Origin of the sequence: Ponticaulis profundi, assembly GCF_042659465.1 — a bacterium.
Taxonomy (GTDB): Bacteria; Pseudomonadota; Alphaproteobacteria; order Caulobacterales; family Hyphomonadaceae; genus Ponticaulis; species Ponticaulis profundi.
This window is the reverse complement of record NZ_JBHSSW010000009.1, coordinates 185,888-206,259: the sequence shown is the minus strand read 5'-3', so window position 1 is coordinate 206,259 and position 20,372 is coordinate 185,888. Positions and strand designations below refer to the sequence as shown.

Genomic DNA, 20,372 nt, shown 5'->3' with positions numbered 1-20,372 from the left:
ATCAGTCCCGATCGTGCTGATACTCATAGACCGCCAGCAGCGTGCGCTGGCGGTTGGAGAAATTATCATCTGAAATCACGAAGATCCGATCGGTTTGCGCCGAGACGGGCTGCACCGCAATGCCTTCGAAATTGTCCACGGTGACGTCCGTGCCAAAGAGCGTCAGGCGTCTGACCGGGCCGATCTCGCCATTGGCATCGACAGGGCTGACCTGAAGCGCAATGCGATTGCCCCGAATGGGATCATAAGAGCGGAAAAGACTGTAAAGATGGCCAGCTTCTGCCTCGTCTGAGATATAATCGAGGCCGGTAAGCAGCATGATCTCCGGTGCGCGAACGCCCTGATCAAAACGAACGCTCCCATCGGGACCGGAGACGCCAATCATGCCGTCTGCACCGTTTCGGGTTTCAATGCCCAAAATCAAACGGTCCGTTCCAAAAGAGGCGAGCCCCTCTATGCCATTGTTTTCCTTGATCGAGCGATCCGGCAGAAAGTCGGTTGGTTCAAAGGCGAGATAAGGAATGCCGCGCGCCATCGCGCCGCACGCTTCAATATCATAGGCCAGAACACGGTGTGTGCGCTCAAAACTGATGAACAGGGTCTCGCCATTCCAGGCAACACCTTCTGCATCCGTCAGGCGTTTGCCATCGAGCGGCTGGCCGTCTTCGTCTTTCAGGAAAGTTGCATAGGCCGTTGTGCCTGGCTGACCATCGTCCCCCACAATATCAATCCAGACGAGCGCGCCCTGATCAGACACGGCAACCAGCGTGTCATCATCGAGAAAATCGAGCCCTGACAAGCCGCCGACCCGGACATCCTTTGAGGTCAGTTCGAACAGGCCAACGGGCTTTAAAGGCTGAAAATAATCGGCCGGGTCCGGCGTGCCCCAGGACACGGGCGACACGCCAAGATCAATCCGTTCCGGCAGCACATAAGGCACATCCGTCGGACAGGAGTCTTCCAGATAGCTGGACCGGTCTGCCGTCGTTTCGGCGGGTTCCGGCGGCGGTTCATTCGATGCACAGGCAGACAGGCCAAGACCTGCAAACAGGAGGGCAAAAGCTGGCCTAGCGAACGGCACGCGCAATATCCTGAATGCTGGTGCGGCGCACATCCCGTCCGCGCTCAACAATCTTGCCAGCCTTACCCGGCAGCGGCTTTCGAGGTCCCGTCGGCGAAGCGGCAGATTCCTTGCTGTCTGCGTCCTCGTCGAACAGGGATGCCAGTTGTTCCGTCATGGCGCCGCCAAGCTGCTCTGCATCCACAATGGTGACGGCGCGCTTGTAATAGCGGGTCACATCATGGCCGATGCCGATGGCGATGAGTTCGACATCCGATTTGGTTTCGACATACTCAATCACTTCGCGCAGATGCCGCTCGAGATAATTGCCTGTGTTAACCGAAAGCGTTGAGTCATCCACCGGCGCACCATCGGAAATCACCATCATGATGCGGCGCTGTTCAGGCCGCCCCTGCAGACGGTCATGCGCCCACATGAGCGCTTCGCCATCAATGTTTTCCTTGAGCAGGCCTTCGCGCATCATCAGGCCCAGATTTCGACGGGCCCGGCGCCACGGCATGTCCGCAGATTTGTAGATGATATGGCGCAGATCATTGAGACGACCGGGTGCTGGCGGTTTTCCGGCGCCAACCCAGTCCTCACGGGAGAGGCCGCCCTTCCACGCACGCGTGGTGAAGCCGAGAATCTCACATTTCACACCGCAGCGTTCCAGCGTCCGCGCGAGAATATCCGCGCAAAGCGCCGCAACCATGATCGGACGTCCGCGCATGGAGCCTGAATTGTCCATCAGCAGCGTCACAACGGTATCGCGGAAATTGGAATCATCTTCCTGTTTGAACGACAGAGGCGATGTCGGGTCTGTGATCACACGGGTCAGGCGGGCAGTATCGAGCACGCCTTCTTCCAGATCAAAGGTCCAGGACCGGTTCTGCTGTGCCATCAGGCGGCGCTGCAACTTGTTTGCGAGGCGCGAAACTGCGCCCTGAAGGCCCGACAATTGCTGATCCAGATAGGACCGCAGACGTGTCAGTTCTTCGGAGTCACACAACATTTCCGCATTGACGATCTCGTCATGCTTGGTGGTGAAGACCTTGTAGCGCTTTTCGTCATCCTCAGCGCCGGTGAAGTTCGGACGCAGAGGCTTGGAGCCATCATCGACCTCTTCGGTCTCTTCGCCGGCTTCCATTTCAGCGTCTGTTTCAACCGTGACATTGGCTTCGGAATCATCGTCGGTATCCATGTCGGAGGCATCAATCTCCTCCATGGACGAGCCCATGCTCTCTTCGCCGGTCTGACCGTCATCCTCGCCCTGTTCGGCGCTGGAGTTTTCTTCTTCGAGGCTGTCTTCGTCCTGTTCCTCGCGTTCGTCGCCTTCCTGCGGCTCGCCAACCGTGAGGTCGCGGATCAGATCTTTCATCAGTTTCGCAAACGCGTCCTGATCCTGCATGCTATCTGCGATGTTATCGAGGCGATCACCGGCGCGCGTTTCGATTTCGCTGCGCCAGAGGCCTGCAATATTTTCGGCAATCGCTGGCAGTGGCCGCCCGGACAGCTTTTCGCGCAGGACAAATTCCAGCGCATCAGAAAGCGGCGCATCCTGACGGTCTTCCATCCGGCCATAGCCCGCTTTCTCGCAGCGTTCGATCAGGGCCGCTTCCAGATTCGTCGCAACGCCCTGCATATGGGCCGCGCCAATGGATTCCACGCGCGCACGCTCAGCCGCTTCAAACACCTCGCGCGCCTCAACGGTTCTTGGCTGGTTTTTCTGGTGGGCAACCGGATCATGGTGGGCAAGACGGAGCGCAGCCGCATCTGCCTCACCGCGCAGCCGGGCTGCGATATCAGCCTCAATCTTTCGTGGCGGATTGCGAATGATGATCTGCTTGCCTGAACTGGCCGGACCATCGGGAGAAAAACTGATTTCTACGTCTTCGTCTGCAGAAAGCGCCTTCGTCGCAACGCCGAGTGCGTGCCGAAAAACTTCATCCTGCTGTGCATCATTCTTAGCCATAGCCAAGATATAGACAGTTCGCAGGCGAATGCGAAGCGGTAGTTACCAATCTGTCCCGGTAAAATGGTAATTCTTTCAGCGAGCCGGGTTTTCTCAGCGGGACCACAAAGTGAGCACTTTCCCATTCGATACAGACTATGTAGTCAAACGAGGGATGCCAGCGGCGCAGATGCAGGAACCGATGACCGAACAAATCCGACAGAACCGGTTCGACCTGTTGCGTCTGATCTTCGCGACAACCGTTTTCATCGGTCACGCGTATATCCTGCCTCAGGCGCTCACTCTTCCTCAGGCCGAACAGGTCTTTGCGATTACCAGTGAGCTGGCCATTGAAGGCTTCTTCATCATTTCCGGCGGTCTGGTTTATGGCTCTTATCTGAGGTCCAGAACCCTCGCCGGTTTTAGCGGAAAACGCGTCCGACGGCTCTATCCGGCTTATGCTGCCATCATTCTGATCCCGGCCATTCTTGCTATGGCATTGGTACCCGAAGCGCGAGAAAACCTCACAGAAACAGGGAAATACATTCTCGCCAATCTGGTCTTCCTGAACTTTCTGCAGCCCGATCTTCCGGGCGTTTTTCAGGATCATCGCTTTTCAGCGGTGAATGGCGCTCTTTGGACCATCAAGATTGAAGTGATGTATTATCTTGGCGTGCCGATTCTCGTCTGGCTGATGACATTGTTCGGGCGTTACAAACTCGGATTGCTGGTCTTTATTTATATTGCCGCTGAAGCCTGGCGGCTCGGCTTTACGCATCTGGGCCTGGAAACCAGCACGGCGCTCTGGCACGAGCTGAGCCGGCAATTGCCGGGCCAGATGAGCTTCTTCATTTCGGGGGTCGTCCTGTGGGACCAACGCGATCTCGTTCGCCGCCACTGGCTCCCCGTCGGCGCCATCGGCATGGCGGTGTTGCTGGCATCCTATCTTCCCGGTTGCGAGCCGGTTCGCGCCATTGGACTTTGCGCGCTTGTGGGGTCGATTGCCTTTTCGCCGGGCCCGGCCCTGAATGCGGCCCGATTTGGCGACTTTTCCTATGGCATCTACATTACGCATTTTCCGATCACACAGACCGCAATTGCGCTTGGTCTGTTCGCAACATCAGCATCGGTCTGGATCGGGTATGGGGTCGTGGCCGCCATGACGCTGATAAGTGCGGTGGCGCTATGGCATCTGATCGAAAAGCCGTTCCTGCACAAGAAGAACTGGTATCGCCAGCGCGAAGCCATTCACAAAGGCACGGCCTGATACAGAAAAGCCAGCAAACGGCGTTGCTGGCTTCATCCATTTGAAAATCCTGATTGGCTGGCTGGCGCCCTAAGCGACCTGCATCATGACAGCGCTTTCCGGCAATTCCTCACCGAAGCAACGCTGATAGAATTCGGCCACGATCGGGCGTTCCAGCTCATCACACTTGTTGAGGAAGCTCATGCGGAAGGCCTGACCGATATCGCCAAAGATCGACGCATTTTCCGCCCAGGTGATAACCGTCCGCGGGCTCATGACCGTCGACAGATCGCCATTCATGAAGGCGTTGCGGGTCATGTCTGCAAGGCGCACCATCTTGTCGATGTTTTCCTTGTCGAAATCCGGCAGCTTGGAGCCGACGATTTCCACTTCGGCGTCATGCTCAAGATAGTTGAGCGTCGTCACAATCGACCAGCGGTCCATCTGGCCCTGGTTGAGCTGTTGTGTGCCGTGGTAAAGACCCGTCGTATCACCGAGGCCAACCGTGTTGGTCGTCGCAAACAGACGGAAATAATTGTTCGGCGCAATGACGCGGTTCTGGTCAAGCAGGGTCAGACGGCCTGAAGCTTCCAGAATACGCTGAATTACGAACATCACGTCCGGGCGGCCCGCATCATACTCGTCAAACACGATGGCAACGCAGCGCTGAAGCGCCCAAGGCAGAATGCCTTCACGGAATTCGGTGACCTGCTGGCCGTCTTTCAGGACAATTGCGTCCTTGCCGACCAGATCGATCCGCGACACGTGGCTGTCGAGGTTCACACGGATAAGCGGCCAGTTCAGGCGCGCGGCAACCTGCTCAATGTGGGTCGACTTACCCGTACCGTGATAGCCCTGAACCATGACGCGGCGATTGTGCTGAAAGCCAGCCAGGATCGCCATGGTTGTCTGAGGATCAAACCGGTAGGACGGGTCCACTTCCGGGACGTATTCGGTTTTCGTCGAGAACGCGTCGACTTCCAGATCAGAGTCGATCCCAAAAACTTCGCGCACATTGACTTTCCGGTCCGGGATCAGGGTCTCAAGATCGACAGAATCAGAAATAATGGACATACGAGGTTTCCTCAAAAAATCTTTAGCACTGTTCTAACTTGGCTTCTCACGAAGTCCAACAAAGTCTTCAAATAGGAGAAAAACTGTCGCAGAACGCGCATCAGGGTTTCAGCAATGCTTACTGCTCTTGCGTCAGACCGGCGGCTTTCAATGTCTTGAAGGCTTTGATCACGCTGGCGAGTTTCTGCTCAGATGAGCGGTCGCCACCGTTCACGTCCGGGTGGAAGCGCTTCACATATTCTGAATAGCGTTCGCGGATTTCCAGAGCCGTTGCCGTTTCCGGCAGATCGAGATCTGCCAGCGCACGAACCTGAAGGCGTGTGCGGCCGGATTTTTTCTGAGCCGATTTGATCGCAGCTGCATCAGCGCCGTGAATACCGGCCCACATGCGCGGATCACCAGAGCGAAGCTTGCTCTTTTCATTGACGGGTCCGGTGCCGAACTTCCAGGTCTTGCGATGCCCATAAGCCGCTGACTTCGAGAAAGCCTTGGCTTCTGAATCGGTCATGCCGTCAAAGAAGTTCCAGCTCTTGTTGTACTCAGCTGCGTGCCGCTGGCAGAAATTGTGAAATCCACCACCATGCTTCGGGGACTTGAAATCGCCCGGTGCGTCACAACCTTTGTGCTCGCAAGTTATCGTATCAGTCTCCGGTTCGGAGGCTGCACCCTTCCCGCCGCGACGCTTCTTCTTAGATGCGCCGATCGAGATGTCCTTAAACTTGACCCGATAGTCGTACTCAGATGTCATAGTGCAATAATTATCCGTTCCGTGGAAAAGAGACAAGAATTGACAAGCAGGGCAAAACGCATAGAGGCGCGACTCGCGGCCGTATTTTCACCAGATTTTTTGTCGGTTGTCGATGAATCTCATCTTCATGCCGGTCATATGGGTGCCAGCGATGCAGGTGAAACGCACTTTTTTGTCGAAATTGCCTCTGCCATGTTCACTGGAAAGTCGCGCGTCGACGCGCAGAGGCTAGTAAATGAGGCTCTGGACGAGGAGTTCAAGTCCGGCCTGCACGCTTTGCGGATGAAAACACGCACCAGCTGAGCCTTTTTGTTCAAAAGCGCTTCCCCAACCTCCGGTTTGTTGACTTTATCAACCATTTCTCATTAGTTGATAAAGTCAACTTGATGATCGGATGGGGGAAAGCCATTGCCCGGACTGAACCAGCACATTGACGCGGTTCGCCACTTCAACCGTTTTTACACGCGCGAAGTCGGCCTGCTGCGCAAAACCTTTCTCGATACGCCCTGGACGCTTGGCGAAATGCGGGTGCTGTATGAGATCCACACCGCGCCCGGCATTCTGGCCAAGGAGATATGCGCAAAGCTCGGGCTCGACCCGGCCTATCTCTCGCGGATGATTTCATCCTTCATCAAACAGGGGCTGTTGCGACGTGAACCGTCCACCGACGATGCCCGGCAATTGCATCTGTTCCTGACCGACATTGGTGAGGCCCGCGTCGAGGTCACCTCAAAGCGCCAGTATGAGCAGACGCGCCAGTCGCTCAGTCATCTGAGCGACGAAGAGCAGGATACGCTGACAACCGCCATGCGAACGATTGAGCAGCTTCTGACGAAAGGTCGGGAGGCATGAGCGTTGTCGAGGATGATCTGCGCCTGACGCGCCCAGTCTGGCATGCCCTGCATGCAGACCATCAGACCTATTGTGAGCGCCGCGGCCGCGCCATCGGATATGCCCGTGCTTTCGGTCAGTTTCGCGCTGCCGACATCTATGACGCAGCCGCGCTGGAAGACATTGCCAGCCTTTCGGAAAACGAGCCTCAGATTTCACTGGTCGAGCCAGAGCCTATCGAGCCACCAGACGGCTGGCGCGCCCGCCATGTTCAGATCGTACAGTTCACGGCGACCCGGTTTCCACAAAAACCGAGCCTCTTGCCGGTTGTCCCTTTGGACGCGGACCATGCCGATCAGATGCTGGATCTGACGGACCGCACAAGGCCCGGCCCTTTTCGCCAGCGCACGCATGAATTTGGCGGCTATGTCGGCGCATTTGAAGACGGCAGGCTGATCGCCATGGGCGGCACCCGGATGTCGATCGCGCCTTTCACCGAAATCAGCGCTGTCTGTACCGATCCGCACTATCAGGGGCGCGGGTTTGGCGGTGCATTGATCTGTCTGATCGGACGTGCGCTGCAAGAAAAAGGGCGGACACCCTTTCTGCATGCGAATGCCGACAATGAGATCGCAAAAGGGCTCTACCGGTCGCTTGGTTTCGTGGAAACAAAAACGCTCTGGCATTCCATCTGGGAGCGCAAAGCCTGAAATTCGAAACAGGCCGGAGGAGGCGAACTCCGGCCTGTTTCCAGTGCGTCAGGTTGGTGCGGGTCCCCCCACACCTGATCCTTGAGCGTGTGAGCCTCTGGGGCTTTTAACAGCAACGGGTCGCTGACAGCTCACACGATATCTCAGATCAGTTCCCACCCTTGCGCTGTTTCACATCTTCTTCTTCGGCCAGGGATCGGTCTGCATCGTTAAACTCGACGCTTTCTTCGAGCTCCTGCGCGTAACCGCGATTTTTCTTCGCCAGATTTTCCATGGTGACACCCAGCTGATCGCGGGAGACCGCCATTTGTTTTGAGCCACTCACGCCAACGGCGTCTGCATCCGCGAAATTGGCAAATTCTGCCCCCAGGAAGACAACCTGCCAGCCCTTCTTCTCGGCCCGGTCCAATGCCGCGCGGGCGCTCGCTTTGGTAAATTCGCGGCTGGCGTTTTCCTTGCCGTCGGTCATGATGACGATGACGGCTTTTTCCGGCGCATCGGTTTCCGCGGTCGCGATGATTTTGCCGATCGCGTCAAAAAGCGGGGTCATGCCGCGCGGAGAAACTTCATCCGTGGTGATATCTGACCAGGCCTCACCCTTCACATTCTTTCGAAGTTCCTCGAACTGGAGCCCTTCCTGCGCGTCAAAGACGGCAAGGGTCAGCGTGTTGTTCACTTGCGGGCCATCATCCGGCTCCACCACGCTCGCGGCATAGGCATTCACCGAACCGAGCGCCTCCTCCCAGATCGAATTCATCGATCCGGTCCGGTCGAGCAAAATGTAAGAGCTCAGCTCCACCGGCTCTGTCTTGGCATTGGCACTTGTTGCGCATGCAGCCAGCCCGATTGCCAGCCCGGCGCCCAACAGGGTCTTCATGTTCATAATCGCGTCCTTTCCACCCAGGAATTCGTCTTGCGAACAAAACTCGACTGGAAATGTGGCCAATGACGGGCGTGGGCGGGGCATTTCTCTTGCGTGTTTGTGGCGGATGGATATTGTGCGCGCCAATTTCCAAGAGGATTGCAATGCCTGAAACGCCTGAGATCGTTCCGTCTCTTCCAAGCCGCCCAACACCGAAAAAGGTTGTGCTCGCCTATTCCGGTGGCCTGGATACGTCCATCATTCTGAAATGGCTGCAGACTGAGTTTGGCTGTGAAGTTGTCACCTTCACGGCAGACCTCGGCCAGGGGGAAGAACTTGGCCCGGCACGCGAAAAGGCCAAGCTGCTCGGCATTAAAGACGAGAACATCTATATCGATGATCTGCGCGAGGAATTTGTCCGCGACTTCGTCTTCCCGATGTTCCGCGCCAATGCGCTGTATGAAGGCACCTATCTGCTCGGCACCTCGATTGCGCGCCCTCTGATCACAAAACGTCTGATCGAGATCGCCAAAGAGACCGGCGCAGACGCCATTGCACACGGCGCGACCGGCAAGGGCAATGATCAGGTCCGTTTCGAACTTTCCGCCTACGCTCTGAACCCGAATATCCGCGTGATCGCGCCATGGCGTGAGTGGAGCTTCAAGAGCCGTGAGCACCTTCTGGAATTTGCAGAACAGCACCAGATCCCGATTTCCAAGGACAAGCGCGGCGAAGCGCCGTTCTCTGTCGATGCAAACCTTCTGCACTCGTCTTCTGAAGGCAAGGTTCTGGAAGATCCGTGGGAAAGCGCGCCGGAATATGTCTATCAGCGCACCATCAGCCCGATGGACGCACCGGACACGCCAACGGAGATCACCATTGGTTTCGAAGCCGGCGATCCCGTCAGCCTGAACGGCGAAAAGCTGTCAGCAGCCGACATGCTCACCGCGCTGAACAAATACGGTCATGACAATGGCATTGGCCGGATCGACATTGTCGAGAACCGCTTTGTCGGCATGAAGTCCCGCGGCGTTTATGAAACACCAGGCGGCACGATACTGATTGCCGCGCACCGCGCCATTGAGTCCATCACGCTGGACCGCGGCGCAGCGCACCTGAAAGACGATCTCATGCCGAAATATGCTGAGCTCATCTATAACGGCTTCTGGTTCTCACCTGACCGCGAGATGATTCAGGCGCTCGTCGACAAGAGCCAGGAGAAAGTCACCGGCGAAGTCCGTCTGACGCTCTATAAAGGCAATGTGATGATCGCTGGCCGCCAGTCTCCATACTCGCTTTACAGCGATCAGCTGGTGACCTTCGAAGATGACCGCGGCGCTTATGACCAGAAAGATGCTGAAGGCTTTATCCGCCTGAACGCACTGCGTCTGCGCACGCTTGCTGCGCGCGACAAGCAATAGAGGCAACGCGACATTTTCCAGCAATTATTCGGCAATTGGCCGAATTTTTAATGAGGGGTAGGAACACGCCGGACTTCTGCTTTCGTTGTGGTTGCGCATGAGCAGCCACGCGGCTAGAGGAAGATTATCCGGCGTGTATAGAGGGACGAGTAATGGATATTTCGAAAATTTCTTCCGGGGAAAACCCACCTTCCGATCTGAATGCGATCATTGAAGTGCCGCTGGGTGGCGAACCAATCAAATACGAAATCGACAAGAAATCCGGCGCGATGTTTGTCGACCGCTATCTTTACACCAGCATGCGCTATCCGGTGAATTACGGCTTTGTGCCTCACACGCTGAGCCTGGATGGTGACCCGATCGACGTCATGGTTGTCGGTCAGCGCGCGCTTTTCCCTGGTTCTGTCGTCCGCTGCCGTCCGGTTGGCGTTCTGATGATGGAAGACGATGGCGGCAAGGATGAGAAAATCCTCGCAGTTCCACACCAGAAGCTGACCCGCTTCTATGATAAAATTAAAGAAAAAGAAGATCTTCCAGACATCATGCTGGAGCGCATCACGCACTTTTTCGAGCACTATAAAGACCTCGAGCCAAACAAATGGGTGAAGGTCGAAGGCTGGCATGACCGCGACAAGGCGGAAGAGCTGATCATGGAAGCCGTGAAGCGTCACGCTGACTCGAAATAAGCGACCAACGCGATTTCATTGAAGAAGAGGCATGCTCAACGGCATGCCTTTTTTTATAGTGTGCTTTTGTGCTATTTTCCCGGGAAACGGGAGGAAACGCCTTGAGTCTGTTTCCAAAAATCACAAATCCATGCCCTTACAAGGGCAAACTCTCCGACATTCTCGATGGCGATGTCTGCCGGTTATGCAAGCGCGAAGTCCACAGCCTGGACGATTTGTCGACCGAAGAACGGATCGCGCTGATCGAGTCCTGTGTGGATGATGAGATCTGTGTGTCTTACAGACTGCCTGCCGCAGCGCTGCTCTCTGCGACCGTGCTTATGGGTGGGCACGCTGCGGCAGAACCGGGAAATGTCACGACCGCATCGACGTCAGAAGCCTCTTATGACAATGGCGCCGTGACGGAACTAAAGTTTGGCGGTCTGCGGATCGAGCGTCGCTACAGGGCAACGTCATATCTGGACGGATCAACAAAGCGCCGAAAGCTTGATCTCAATGACTGGATCTCCGTGGATGAGGCTGGAAATACGTTGGCGCTGCAAAGCGGCGCAAAGCGCGGGCGTCCCGGAACAAGCGCACGACGCTTCCAATGCGATCCGGGCGACTCTGAGGACTAAATTCCGGGCATAAAAGCCACCGGAACGGCCAGGCCTCAATGGAAAGCCAGATGGCGCTTGTCCAGTTTTGCGTTTGCTTCTAAGCCGCGCAAATGGAACTTGAGCTCTGGATCTCTCTGGTCACTTTGTTTGCGGCGGGCGGGCTGACGCCCGGACCGGCTGTGATGCTGGTGATTGCCTCATCCCTTCGTTATGGCATGGCGCTTTCCATGGCCGCTGCCATCGGGATTTGTGTCGCCAACATGATCTGGATCACGCTCGCTGCCTCTGGCGCAGGGGTGCTCGCCAACCAGTTTCCAACCGTCTTTCTGGGCCTGAAAGTGGCCGGGCTGATCTTCATATGCTGGCTCGCCTGGAAAACAGCAACGCAGCCCGTGTCGCGTCATTTCGAAGAAGATGTGGTCAGCGTGCTGGGCGTGAATGCGCGAAAGCCGCCGAAATATGGCCGCGTCGTCACGCTGTTTTTCAAGGGCTTCGGCCTTCAGCTCGCCAATCCGAATGCACTGGTCTTTTTCGGAGGGCTTTTGCCTGCATTTTTTGACGTCTCAACGCCGATTTTTGCTCAGGCCGTGGTCATGATCCTCACAGTGACCATGACCGAGCTGTTTGGTCTGACGGTCTATGCGGGCGGCGCACGCGCACTGGCTCATCAGTTTGATAACCCCCGGTTCGCGCGGATCTTCTATGTCTGTGCCGGATTGGTGATGGCCTTGTCCGTTGCATGGGCACTCATCGCACAACTGCTCTGATCACAAAGCAGATTTGTCGCATTCTGTCGAAATCCTGTCGCTCGCACCGCGTTCATCTGATATGATTTTGCCGAAGGGGAATGAAGATGGATACGCATGAGAAATCGGCGAAAGCCGAACCGCGTCGGCAGGGACCGAAACGGAGCGAGGCCTCGCGTATGGCCATTCTCAGTGCTGCGCGAGAAGAGCTGAAGGAACAGGGCTGGCGCAATTTCAGCCCGGATCGGCTTTCCAAACGCGCCAAAGCCTCCAAACAGACCATTTATCGCTGGTGGCCGAGCGTCGCGTCCATCGCCGTCGAGGCAGCGCTCGAAGACATTGATCTGCCGGCAATCGACCCCAAGCTGGACCTTGCCGAGCAGCTTCAGGCCTTTGTGGAGCCGATTGTCGACATTGCCCGCGTGGGCGACGGCGCTCATTTGCTGCGAAGCGCCCTTCTGGCAGCGGCTGATGACCCGCAAGGGGGTGAAATCTTTCGAAACTGGTTCAACACAAACTTTCGCCGCCCGCTGAAGACCGTGCTCGCCGAAGCCGCCATCAGAGGCAAAATCCGCAAGGACTGGGACATCGATTCGGCCACTGAAATGCTGTTTGGTCCGGTCTGGCACCGTATGGTCATGATGCGCGGCCCACTGACCGAAGTGGTTGCCATTCGCGCCTCATCCAGCCTGATATCGGCGCTGCGGCTCTAATTCACTACCCAAGCGAGATACCTTCGGATAAGGCAGGGCATGGCCCGCTTACCTGAACCTGCAAAGCTTGAATGGAAAGAAGACGGCACGCCCGTCGCGACCTCGTTCGACGATGTCTATTTCTCCTTATCTGATGGTCTGGAGGAAACCCGGGCGGTTTTTCTGAAAGCCTGCGGTCTGCCGGAAGGCTGGCAAAGTGTGCCGTCCTACACGATTGCAGAACTCGGCTTCGGAACCGGGCTCAATTTCCTGGCGACGGTGGAAGCCTGGCTTAAAAGCACGACGGGCCAGAACAACTGGCTGCATTTCACCAGCGTTGAAAAACATCCCATGTCACCGCAGGACGCCGCCCGCGCGCTCGCCCGCTGGCCGGACCTGGAAATACTGGCCGCCGAACTGATCGCACAATGGCCGGTTCCGGCACTTGGTCCACACCGGCTGGTGTTTCCGGACTGGCGCGTCACGCTCACGCTTTTCATCGGCGATGCCGAAGACTGGCTGAACACCATGGATTTTCAGGCTGATGCCTGGTTTCTCGATGGCTTTGCGCCCGCCAAGAACGACACCATGTGGGCCGAAGCGCTCTATCCGCTGATGGCGCGCCACTCAAAAAAGGGAACGCGGATCGGCACCTATACCGTTGCTGGCGCTGTTCGGCGCGGACTGGCAGCGGCCGGTTTCACCGTTGCCAAGGCGCCAGGCTTTGGCCGCAAGCGTGAACGGCTCGAAGCGAGTTGGCCCGGAACAGAGGAAACGGGCGCCCCCGACCTGCCATTGATGCGTCCGACCCCGAAAAAGATTGATCGTCTTGTCGTGATCGGTGCCGGAATTGCAGGGGCCAGCGTTGCCCGCAGCTTTGCGCTGCGCGGTCTTCCGGTCGACGTGCTGGATCAGGCGCAAGCCCCTGCACAAGGCGCCAGCGGGAACCCGATCGGTCTGGTCATGCCACGGCTCGATGCCGCCGATACGCCGCAAGCAAGGCTGCTGTTGCACACCTATCTCTTTGCGCGCCGCTTCTACACACAGCACGGCGGCGGCCTGGCGATGCGCGTTGATGTTGAACAGGCCGCGCAGTCTGAAAAGGACGTTCAGCGATTTGAGAAGCTGCTCGCAGATCCACCCCTGCCGGATACAACCCTCACCGGCTCAAAGACGGGAACGGATGTCGTCCTCACCCATCATGATGCCATGATGGTCCGCCCGAACCTTCTGGTCAGCGAGCTTCTCGATCATCCGAACATCAGCTTTCACGGCGGTGCGCAGATTGATGACCTTGCGGATCTGACGGGCAGATATCCTGAAAATACGTTGTTTATTGTCACGAGCGGGCTCGCCAGCCAGTCCCTGCTCTCTGACATGGACATTCAGATGGCCGGGCGACTTGGACAGGTCGACTGGTCAGATCAGCTGCCTGAAGCGGATGAAAATCGCGCCCTCGCATCCGGGCATTATGCGCTTCGTACCGGAACCAGCCTGCTGTTCGGCGCAACCTTCGAAGCCATCGCGGCCGATCAGATGCCCGAGACCTCTGAAAAAGCACGTGCAGAAAATCTCGACGCGCTGAAAGCCATGTCGCCGGACCTTTTTGAAGCGCTCCGGTCAGCAGAGCTTCAATCGCGCGCTTCTGTTCGCGCGACAACGCCCGACCGTATGCCAATCGCCGGGCCCGTCTTCCATGCGGACACGTTGCGGGAAACCCTGGCCCCGATAACAAAAGGGGCGCCTGTTACAGACGCCCTTTCATACAATACGCAACAATGTGTTCTGACGGGTTTGGGTGCGCGAGGCTTTACGTTTGCGCCGCTGCTTGCCGAAACCCTGGCAGCTCAAGCCTTTGGCGAGCCGCTGCCGCTGTCCCGGAAGGAATATGAGCAGGTGTCTCCAACTCGGTTCCTGATCCGGGCTTTGCGGAAGGGATGACCGGTTCGCTTACCCCTGACGGGCGAGCTTCCAGTCAAAAGCGAAGGCTGGGCAGCCCGCGCCCGGACATTCTGCACCATCAATCATAACGACAAATCCCCGTTCTGTCTGATTGGATACATTCACCTGAATGCCTGCGAATTGCAGATTCAGATCGCCCGTTAATACTGATGCAGCAGCAATCGCGACCAACGCACATGAGGCAATGCTTCCAATCATAAGCCCCATTCCCCTGCTTGCCTGTGCCATTTTTCCGTCCTTCCTGAAGTCTTGAGAGACTTGGAGCGTCAGCCGCGCTCCAGATCCCGAAATTGTTTGCGAAGCCGCCATTCGTTTGAGGTCACAGAGCTTTCCAGCCCTTGCAGCCGATCTTCCAGGTCCATGAATTTGTACCGGAGGTTCGAAAAGGTGACTTGTGGTCTGTCTGATACGCCGCGCCAGAATGTTTCTTCATCCTTGCTCAGCGGACGCGCACTCCGTGGCCGTTTTGGTGTGATGATCCACATCAGAATGTAGGCGAGGATCATCAGCGGACCGGCGAAGAAGAAGAATGCTGCGACTGTGAAAACCCGAACCAGGGTCGGTTCCCAGCCAAAGCGTTCTGCGATCCCGCCACACACACCGGCAATGACCCGGTCACTTGTGGAGCGGTAAAGGCGCTTTGGGTTCGGAGAGCCGACATAATCGTACGGCTCCTCTTCCCCCGGACGATTGAAGCGGTTTTTCCACCCTTCATAATCGTCCTGTCTGTGTCTGCGGTGTGGCATTAGTTCTTCCTGTAAACGTCGTCGCGGAGGTTTGGATCGGGGCCGTCGGAACGGGCCCCTTCTCCGTCAATAATGGACTCGAGGCTTTCAATACGGCGCTCCATGGCGCGTGCTGATCGCCAGAGGTCTTCCAGCATCCGTTCATCATCCGGCTGGAGCGTCTTCTGTTTCCGCCACATGGTGATGTAGTGGAAAATGGTCGCCGGAAAGCCGATGAAGATGATGCCAAGGACCGCCAGAATAAAGAATTCCTCAGGCATTGACCGTTCCGTCCTCTGTCAGATTTTCAGCTTTGCGCGCACGGCGCTCCGCTCTTGATTGTGCGATCAGGCCAGGAGCCGTCAGCGCACCCATGATGGCGACAAGAATTGCGATAGGCATCAACATTTGTGTCTTACGCTCCCTGATCTTCGTCCGGACGTGCCGGTGTTGTTGTTGAGACACCTTTGCGGCGCTTCAGTTCTTCGAGTTCTTTCTCGACCGATTCAGACCGGGCAAGTTCAGCGAACTCAGCTTCCAGGCTTGGCTCCTGGCCTTTGATCGTGTCGGCATAGGCTTCCATCTCGTCGACCTTGCGCTCGACAGCGGAATAGCGAGCCAGAGCATCATCGACGCGAGAGTCGTATGTGCGCGTGCGCGCCATGATACGGTGCTCGGCTGTCTGACGACGCATCATCAAAGAGCGATGCTTGGCTTTGGCTTCGTCCAGCTTGGCCTGAAGCTTTTCAAGATCTTCAGAACGTTTGGCGAAAGCATCTTCAGCAGCGGCCAGACCAGCCTTGCGGGCTTCAATCTCGGTTGCGGCTTTCTGTTTTGCCTGCAGCGCGCCACGAGCCAGATCTTCGCGACCTTTATCGATGGCCAGTTCTGCCTTGGCATCCCAGTCAGACACGACTTTTTCGAAATGCGCGATTTCGCGTTCCATTTCCTTTTTGTCAGCCATAGCGCGTGCAGCGCCTGTGCGGACTTCAATCAGCGTGTCTTCCATTTCCTGGATCATGAGGCGGGCGATCTTTTCCGGATCCTCAGCCTTGTCCAGCATGGCGTTGATGTTTGAGTTTACGATGTCTCCGAAGCGGGAAAACAGTCCCATGGTCGGTACTCCTTAATCTGGTTCTTAGAAGAGAATGCGTGCGATGATCAGGCCCGCGATGAAGAAGCCCCAGCTTTCCATCGGGCGACGAGACAACCAGCGAGAAAAGCGCGAAAAGCGATCGCCCATCGTCTCTCCTCTGTTTTGGGTCTCATACTCAGTCATTTGCGTTCTCCTTTATGTGCGGCCCCCTAAGCCGCTGAGCTGATCTTTGTTTTGCAAAGGGTGTGCCAACTCCGAATTAATGACGAAGTGCATTGTTTTTCATTAAGAAAAAACTTTCTGGTCAATTTGTACAAACTAAAATTGGTATATTTGACGAAATGTAATGGTATTTTTCACCGTTTTATTTTATCTTTCTCGCCATGATTGAGCCCGTTTCACCGATTGGCGAAAGCCCGGAATGGCTGGAAGCTTTGGAAAAGGCGTCCAGCATTGCTGAACTCGACCGATCCGTCCTCGTCATTGGCGAGCGCGGTACGGGTAAGGAACTCATTGGAGAGCGCCTGCACTTTCTGTCGAAGCGGTGGAATGGGCCGTTTATCAAGGTGAACTGCGCAGCTCTGAACGAGGAATTGCTGGATTCAGAACTCTTCGGTCATGAGCAGGGCGCGTTTACGGGCGCCACCAAGCGCCGGATCGGTCGGTTTGAACAAGCCGATGGCGGAACGATCTTTCTGGATGAGATTGCGACCGCCAGCCAGCGCGTTCAGGAGAAACTGCTTCGCGTCATTGAATATGGCGAGTTTCAAAGACTTGGCGGTGAGGATGTGCAGCGCTGCGATGTCCGCGTCACGGCGGCAACGAATATCGATCTGCCAACAGCCGTTGAGAACGGGAAATTTCGCGCCGACCTTCTGGATCGACTGGCCTTTGATGTTGTCACCCTGCCGCCCTTGCGCGCGCGGATCGAGGATATTGCGCTTCTGGCCGACCATTTCGCGAGCCGCATGGCGCGCGAACTCGGATATGGGTTTCCAGGTTTTTCGGCCTCTGCGATCCTGGCGCTGGAAGCACATGACTGGCCAGGCAATGTGCGTGAACTCAAGAATGTTGCCGAGCGGCTCACCCATGCCAGCCTGCAGCGCTCCATGCTGGACCCGATTGAGTTTACACCAGAAGCCATCGACCCGTTCGCTTCGCCCTATCGGCCCAGATCGCCCGCTCAAAAGCCTGTCCGGACAACCGGGGAAGACACTGATCCGCGTCTGACACCGCCGCCACTGGAAGGCATTGGCATTGATTTCGAAGCCGAAATGAAATTCTACGAGACTCGTTTGATTGAAGCCGCGCTGAAAGAAGCGGATGGTCATCAGGGCAAGGCCGCTGATTATCTCAAACTGACCTATCACCAGTTTCGCGGTCTTTTGCGCAAGCATGGCATGGACAGCAAGCGGAAACGCACGCGCGAGGAAGACGACACGCAGGCGCCCCGCCCTCGCCCCAGCATGTAGGCTTCGGTTTATGCTTAACAGAACCTTACCGCCAATGGCCGGTTTGCAGGGCGCGCGGAAATCCAAGATTTGGGATGTTCTGCGATAGTCCCGCCATGGGATATACCAGCCTCTCCTTTCCGCTTCAGACGCCGGACACCGCCGGGCGTATGCGCTTTATGGGCCTCGACTTTGATGCGCTGACGACGCCCGAAGTCGTTCAGGCGCTGACAACCTATGCGCATACCGGTCAGCCCCTGTCTTATGTGGTGACGCCGAATGTCGATCACATGGTGCGCCTTGAGGCAGAGCCGGACCTTCGTCCGCTCTATACCGGCGCGGGCATGACGATTTGCGACAGCCGCATTCTGGAATTGCTGGCGAAATTTGAAGGCCGAACCCTGCCCGTTACGGCCGGCTCCGACCTGACAGAGCTTTTGCTACGCGACCACATCAAGCCGAACGACCGGATCGTGATCATTGGTGCGGACGGAGATGTCGTCGAGCGCCTGATCCAGGACTTTGGTTTTTCGAACATTGCCTGGCATGAGCCGCCCATGGGCATGCGCACCAAGCCGGAAGCCATTGAGGCGGCGGCGCAATTCCTCATCGACCATAATGAATATTTCGCCTTTATCTGCGTCGGATCTCCGCAGCAGGAGCTGGTGGCGCAGAAAGCGGTCGAGATCGGCGGCGGGCGCGGCATTGCCCTGTGTTGCGGGGCGAGCCTCGACTTTCTCGTCGGCAAGGTTGATCGCGCACCGCTCTGGATGCGTCGCAACCGGCTGGAATGGCTTCATCGCCTGCTCAGCCAGCCCGGTCGACTGTGGCGACGTTATCTGATCGATGGCCCACGGATTTTCCGCATCTGGTGGAAATATAAAGGGCAATAAAAAACCCGGCCATATGACCGGGTTTTTCGAAACATCTGTCTGTCCGGGCCTAGCCCGCCAGCATACCGATCTTGTCGAATTTCTCTGCCAGCAGATAGTAGAAGGTCACGCGTGACTTGTTGGACTTTTCGTCCTTCATGATCTCGCAGACTTCCTGAATCGCTGCGTCCAGATCATCGTCAGACGCGGTCAGTTCAAACTTCTTTTTCAGCCATTTCTCACGAACGCGCTCGAGTTCAGACGGATCAGAACACGAAACGAGTGAAGAATCGCGGTTCTTCAGAGCGATGCCGAGGTGGTTCACCACTTTCTGCAATGCCGCTTCGTTGTAGGAAGACGCATATTTCTTCACGTTCTCAACATAAGGTGCGATATCGGCCATTGGATCCTCTCCCCTTCAGCCCAACTCCAAGTGCGCGCAACTGGCGCTGGGGAAACCTTAACGGGCGTTTTTCAACTCGCAAGGTCTTAATGCAGATCAAAGTTAAGCCCTTTGTCGCAGTCTTTACGGGGAAAGTCCGCGACGCCGGGCCGATCAGATCAGGGGCAAGGATTGGGCTGACGCGCGTGTAACGCGTTTACATCTGCCTCAAATGCATCATTCCATTCCATATCGAACGCATCGATGCAGACCTTCAGCTGCTCCATGCTGGTCGCACCGATAATTGTTGAGGTCACGAATGGGCGTGTGTCGCAGAATTTGATCGCCATCTGAGAGGGATCAAGGTCCAGCTCTGCCGCAAGGTCTAGATAGGCATTGATCGCCGATTCCGCATGCAGCTTCTCATAACGCTGCAAACGATCAAACAACTGCTTTCGCGAGCCTTTCGGCAGCGCGCCATTTCGGTATTTGCCGGTCAGATAGCCCTGCGCCAGTGGCGAATAAGCCAAGAGGCTGAACTGTTCGCGATAGGTGATCTCTGCCAGACCGTCCTCATAGGTGCGGTTCACAAGATTATAGGCGTTCTGAATCGACTCCATGCGCGGCAGCCCGCGCTTTTCGGACTCGGCCAGGAACCGCATCACGCCATAAGGCGTCTCGTTCGACACACCGATATGGCGAATGTTTCCCTTCTCGATATGAGCGTTCAGATGCTCCAGAATGGCTTCAAACGGTTCGAACTCGGTCTTGTAGTCTTCCACCGTCATCGTGCCGCCGAAATTCGCAGCCGGACGATCAGGCCAGTGGATCTGGTAGAGGTCGATATAATCTGTCTGAAGGCGTTTCAGGCTTTTTTCGACGGCCTCATCGACCTGCTCTTTCACCACGCGCGTCAGCGGGACCTTGTTGTCACGTGTCCAGATCTGCTTTGAGCGACCCGCAATCTTGCTGGCGAGGATGACCTTGTCGCGACTGCCGCGCGCTTTGAACCAGCTGCCGATTATGCGTTCGGTATTGCCCTGCGTTTCCGGCTTGGGCGGGATGGAATACATCTCAGCCGTATCAAAAAAGTTGATCCCACGGTCGAGCGCGTAATCCATCTGCTCATGACCTTCGGCTTCCGTGTTCTGATCACCCCAGGTCATTGTGCCCAGACAGCAGGTGGTCACCTGAATGCCGGTTTTGCCAAGTTCTCGCTTTTCCATGTCTGGTCTCCCTCCAGGTGTGTTTTAAATCT

At 56.4% G+C, this 20,372-nt stretch carries 25 protein-coding genes; 12 read left to right on the top strand and 13 right to left on the bottom strand.

Annotation, left to right across the window (positions count from 1 at the left end; translation table 11 throughout):
• Position 1: 1 nt before the first annotated feature.
• The gene (locus ACFQDM_RS08500) at positions 2-1,081 is read right to left on the bottom strand and encodes an esterase-like activity of phytase family protein (protein ID WP_377378044.1); all 1,080 of its coding nucleotides are present in this window, start codon (positions 1,079-1,081) and stop codon (positions 2-4) included.
• A complete protein-coding gene (gene cobT, locus ACFQDM_RS08495; protein ID WP_377378041.1) occupies positions 1,068-3,032 on the bottom strand; it encodes a cobaltochelatase subunit CobT in 1,965 nt (654 codons plus the stop codon). The genes ACFQDM_RS08500 and cobT overlap by 14 nt, the downstream gene beginning before the upstream one ends.
• 109 nt (positions 3,033-3,141) lie before the next feature.
• Between cobT and ACFQDM_RS08490 the strand changes: the two genes are divergently transcribed.
• Positions 3,142-4,278: an acyltransferase family protein gene (locus ACFQDM_RS08490; RefSeq protein ID WP_377378040.1), complete on the top strand. Its 1,137-nt coding sequence runs from the start codon at positions 3,142-3,144 to the stop codon at positions 4,276-4,278.
• 69 nt (positions 4,279-4,347) lie between these two features.
• Here the strand turns inward: ACFQDM_RS08490 and cobS are convergent, their stop codons facing one another.
• Both cobS and ACFQDM_RS08480 read right to left on the bottom strand, forming a co-directional pair.
• Positions 4,348-5,331, bottom strand: a complete 984-nt coding sequence (gene cobS, locus ACFQDM_RS08485; protein WP_377378037.1) for a cobaltochelatase subunit CobS — start codon at positions 5,329-5,331, stop codon at positions 4,348-4,350.
• Positions 5,332-5,449: 118 nt separating this feature from the next.
• Entirely contained in the window at positions 5,450-6,079 is a 630-nt protein-coding gene (locus ACFQDM_RS08480; protein WP_377378035.1) for a J domain-containing protein, read from the bottom strand.
• 21 nt (positions 6,080-6,100) lie between these two features.
• Between ACFQDM_RS08480 and ACFQDM_RS08475 the strand changes: the two genes are divergently transcribed.
• From ACFQDM_RS08475 to ACFQDM_RS08465, 3 genes are all read left to right on the top strand, one after another.
• Positions 6,101-6,382, top strand: a complete 282-nt coding sequence (locus ACFQDM_RS08475) for a BolA family protein (RefSeq protein WP_377378032.1) — start codon at positions 6,101-6,103, stop codon at positions 6,380-6,382.
• Between the two features lie 105 nt (positions 6,383-6,487).
• The gene (locus ACFQDM_RS08470) at positions 6,488-6,931 is read left to right on the top strand and encodes a MarR family winged helix-turn-helix transcriptional regulator (protein ID WP_377378029.1); all 444 of its coding nucleotides are present in this window, start codon (positions 6,488-6,490) and stop codon (positions 6,929-6,931) included.
• Complete coding sequence (locus ACFQDM_RS08465; RefSeq protein ID WP_377378026.1) at positions 6,928-7,620, top strand: GNAT family N-acetyltransferase; 693 nt, start codon at positions 6,928-6,930, stop codon at positions 7,618-7,620. The genes ACFQDM_RS08470 and ACFQDM_RS08465 overlap by 4 nt, the downstream gene beginning before the upstream one ends.
• Positions 7,621-7,768: 148 nt before the next feature.
• Here the strand turns inward: ACFQDM_RS08465 and ACFQDM_RS08460 are convergent, their stop codons facing one another.
• Positions 7,769-8,503, bottom strand: coding sequence for a VWA domain-containing protein (locus tag ACFQDM_RS08460; RefSeq protein ID WP_377378023.1), 735 nt, complete (start codon positions 8,501-8,503; stop codon positions 7,769-7,771).
• Between the two features lie 143 nt (positions 8,504-8,646).
• On the opposite strand from ACFQDM_RS08460, the gene ACFQDM_RS08455 reads away from it, so the two are divergent.
• The 6 genes from ACFQDM_RS08455 to mnmC all read left to right on the top strand — a co-directional run bounded on the left by ACFQDM_RS08455 (position 8,647) and on the right by mnmC (position 14,567).
• On the top strand, positions 8,647-9,903 hold the full coding sequence (locus ACFQDM_RS08455; protein WP_377378020.1) for an argininosuccinate synthase: 1,257 nt from the start codon (positions 8,647-8,649) through the stop codon (positions 9,901-9,903).
• A 152-nt stretch (positions 9,904-10,055) separates the two neighbouring features.
• The gene (gene ppa / locus ACFQDM_RS08450) at positions 10,056-10,589 is read left to right on the top strand and encodes an inorganic diphosphatase (protein ID WP_377378017.1); all 534 of its coding nucleotides are present in this window, start codon (positions 10,056-10,058) and stop codon (positions 10,587-10,589) included.
• 101 nt (positions 10,590-10,690) lie between these two features.
• On the top strand, positions 10,691-11,206 hold the full coding sequence (locus ACFQDM_RS08445; protein ID WP_377378014.1) for a hypothetical protein: 516 nt from the start codon (positions 10,691-10,693) through the stop codon (positions 11,204-11,206).
• 92 nt (positions 11,207-11,298) lie between these two features.
• Complete coding sequence (locus ACFQDM_RS08440; RefSeq protein WP_377378011.1) at positions 11,299-11,955, top strand: LysE family translocator; 657 nt, start codon at positions 11,299-11,301, stop codon at positions 11,953-11,955.
• Positions 11,956-12,041: 86 nt separating this feature from the next.
• Positions 12,042-12,647 carry a TetR/AcrR family transcriptional regulator gene (locus tag ACFQDM_RS08435; RefSeq protein ID WP_377378009.1) on the top strand — a complete coding sequence of 202 codons (606 nt, stop codon included), beginning with the start codon at positions 12,042-12,044 and terminating at the stop codon, positions 12,645-12,647.
• A gap of 39 nt (positions 12,648-12,686) precedes the next feature.
• Positions 12,687-14,567 (top strand): bifunctional tRNA (5-methylaminomethyl-2-thiouridine)(34)-methyltransferase MnmD/FAD-dependent 5-carboxymethylaminomethyl-2-thiouridine(34) oxidoreductase MnmC, encoded by a 1,881-nt coding sequence (mnmC, locus tag ACFQDM_RS08430; protein WP_377378007.1) that lies wholly within the window; start codon positions 12,687-12,689, stop codon positions 14,565-14,567.
• Between the two features lie 9 nt (positions 14,568-14,576).
• On the opposite strand, the gene ACFQDM_RS08425 is transcribed toward mnmC, so the two are convergent.
• From ACFQDM_RS08425 to ACFQDM_RS08400, 6 genes are read right to left on the bottom strand one after another with little or no spacing between them, the layout of a single operon-like run.
• Positions 14,577-14,816 carry a hypothetical protein gene (locus tag ACFQDM_RS08425; protein WP_377378004.1) on the bottom strand — a complete coding sequence of 80 codons (240 nt, stop codon included), beginning with the start codon at positions 14,814-14,816 and terminating at the stop codon, positions 14,577-14,579.
• 38 nt (positions 14,817-14,854) lie between these two features.
• Positions 14,855-15,334, bottom strand: coding sequence for an envelope stress response membrane protein PspC (gene pspC, locus ACFQDM_RS08420; RefSeq protein WP_377378002.1), 480 nt, complete (start codon positions 15,332-15,334; stop codon positions 14,855-14,857).
• Positions 15,334-15,594: an envelope stress response membrane protein PspB gene (gene pspB, locus ACFQDM_RS08415; protein ID WP_377377999.1), complete on the bottom strand. Its 261-nt coding sequence runs from the start codon at positions 15,592-15,594 to the stop codon at positions 15,334-15,336. The genes pspC and pspB overlap by 1 nt, the downstream gene beginning before the upstream one ends.
• The gene (locus ACFQDM_RS08410) at positions 15,587-15,721 is read right to left on the bottom strand and encodes a hypothetical protein (protein ID WP_377377997.1); all 135 of its coding nucleotides are present in this window, start codon (positions 15,719-15,721) and stop codon (positions 15,587-15,589) included. The genes pspB and ACFQDM_RS08410 overlap by 8 nt, the downstream gene beginning before the upstream one ends.
• A 7-nt stretch (positions 15,722-15,728) precedes the next feature.
• Positions 15,729-16,427 (bottom strand): phage shock protein PspA, encoded by a 699-nt coding sequence (gene pspA / locus ACFQDM_RS08405; protein ID WP_377377995.1) that lies wholly within the window; start codon positions 16,425-16,427, stop codon positions 15,729-15,731.
• Positions 16,428-16,451: 24 nt separating this feature from the next.
• Positions 16,452-16,592 (bottom strand): hypothetical protein, encoded by a 141-nt coding sequence (locus ACFQDM_RS08400; RefSeq protein WP_377377993.1) that lies wholly within the window; start codon positions 16,590-16,592, stop codon positions 16,452-16,454.
• A gap of 200 nt (positions 16,593-16,792) precedes the next feature.
• Here ACFQDM_RS08400 and pspF point away from each other — a divergent pair, with 200 nt between their 5' ends.
• Together pspF and ACFQDM_RS08390 are read left to right on the top strand one after the other, a co-directional pair.
• Positions 16,793-17,881: a phage shock protein operon transcriptional activator gene (gene pspF / locus ACFQDM_RS08395; protein WP_377377991.1), complete on the top strand. Its 1,089-nt coding sequence runs from the start codon at positions 16,793-16,795 to the stop codon at positions 17,879-17,881.
• Positions 17,882-17,976: 95 nt separating this feature from the next.
• Positions 17,977-18,753 carry a WecB/TagA/CpsF family glycosyltransferase gene (locus ACFQDM_RS08390; RefSeq protein ID WP_377377988.1) on the top strand — a complete coding sequence of 259 codons (777 nt, stop codon included), beginning with the start codon at positions 17,977-17,979 and terminating at the stop codon, positions 18,751-18,753.
• 49 nt (positions 18,754-18,802) lie between these two features.
• Here ACFQDM_RS08390 and ACFQDM_RS08385 read toward each other — a convergent pair whose 3' ends face one another.
• The gene (locus ACFQDM_RS08385; protein ID WP_377377985.1) at positions 18,803-19,135 is read right to left on the bottom strand and encodes a DUF2853 family protein; all 333 of its coding nucleotides are present in this window, start codon (positions 19,133-19,135) and stop codon (positions 18,803-18,805) included.
• Between the two features lie 158 nt (positions 19,136-19,293).
• Positions 19,294-20,340, bottom strand: coding sequence for an aldo/keto reductase (locus ACFQDM_RS08380; protein WP_377377982.1), 1,047 nt, complete (start codon positions 20,338-20,340; stop codon positions 19,294-19,296).
• Between the last annotated feature and the right edge of the window lie 32 nt (positions 20,341-20,372).

Excerpts from the sequence above, each read along its gene's own strand:
- cobT (WP_377378041.1), bottom strand. The coding sequence starts at position 3,032 with ATGGCTAAGAATGATGCACAGCAGGATGAAGTTTTTCGGCACGCACTC.
- cobS (WP_377378037.1), bottom strand. The coding sequence starts at position 5,331 with ATGTCCATTATTTCTGATTCTGTCGATCTTGAGACCCTGATCCCGGAC.
- ACFQDM_RS08480 (WP_377378035.1), bottom strand. The coding sequence starts at position 6,079 with ATGACATCTGAGTACGACTATCGGGTCAAGTTTAAGGACATCTCGATC.
- ACFQDM_RS08465 (WP_377378026.1), top strand. The coding sequence starts at position 6,928 with ATGAGCGTTGTCGAGGATGATCTGCGCCTGACGCGCCCAGTCTGGCAT.
- ACFQDM_RS08460 (WP_377378023.1), bottom strand. The coding sequence starts at position 8,503 with ATGAACATGAAGACCCTGTTGGGCGCCGGGCTGGCAATCGGGCTGGCT.
- ACFQDM_RS08455 (WP_377378020.1), top strand. The coding sequence starts at position 8,647 with ATGCCTGAAACGCCTGAGATCGTTCCGTCTCTTCCAAGCCGCCCAACA.
- ppa (WP_377378017.1), top strand. The coding sequence starts at position 10,056 with ATGGATATTTCGAAAATTTCTTCCGGGGAAAACCCACCTTCCGATCTG.
- ACFQDM_RS08440 (WP_377378011.1), top strand. The coding sequence starts at position 11,299 with ATGGAACTTGAGCTCTGGATCTCTCTGGTCACTTTGTTTGCGGCGGGC.
- ACFQDM_RS08435 (WP_377378009.1), top strand. The coding sequence starts at position 12,042 with ATGGATACGCATGAGAAATCGGCGAAAGCCGAACCGCGTCGGCAGGGA.
- mnmC (WP_377378007.1), top strand. The coding sequence starts at position 12,687 with ATGGCCCGCTTACCTGAACCTGCAAAGCTTGAATGGAAAGAAGACGGC.
- ACFQDM_RS08425 (WP_377378004.1), bottom strand. The coding sequence starts at position 14,816 with ATGGCACAGGCAAGCAGGGGAATGGGGCTTATGATTGGAAGCATTGCC.
- pspC (WP_377378002.1), bottom strand. The coding sequence starts at position 15,334 with ATGCCACACCGCAGACACAGACAGGACGATTATGAAGGGTGGAAAAAC.
- pspB (WP_377377999.1), bottom strand. The coding sequence starts at position 15,594 with ATGCCTGAGGAATTCTTTATTCTGGCGGTCCTTGGCATCATCTTCATC.
- ACFQDM_RS08410 (WP_377377997.1), bottom strand. The coding sequence starts at position 15,721 with ATGTTGATGCCTATCGCAATTCTTGTCGCCATCATGGGTGCGCTGACG.
- pspA (WP_377377995.1), bottom strand. The coding sequence starts at position 16,427 with ATGGGACTGTTTTCCCGCTTCGGAGACATCGTAAACTCAAACATCAAC.
- ACFQDM_RS08400 (WP_377377993.1), bottom strand. The coding sequence starts at position 16,592 with ATGACTGAGTATGAGACCCAAAACAGAGGAGAGACGATGGGCGATCGC.
- pspF (WP_377377991.1), top strand. The coding sequence starts at position 16,793 with ATGATTGAGCCCGTTTCACCGATTGGCGAAAGCCCGGAATGGCTGGAA.
- ACFQDM_RS08390 (WP_377377988.1), top strand. The coding sequence starts at position 17,977 with ATGGGATATACCAGCCTCTCCTTTCCGCTTCAGACGCCGGACACCGCC.
- ACFQDM_RS08385 (WP_377377985.1), bottom strand. The coding sequence starts at position 19,135 with ATGGCCGATATCGCACCTTATGTTGAGAACGTGAAGAAATATGCGTCT.
- ACFQDM_RS08380 (WP_377377982.1), bottom strand. The coding sequence starts at position 20,340 with ATGGAAAAGCGAGAACTTGGCAAAACCGGCATTCAGGTGACCACCTGC.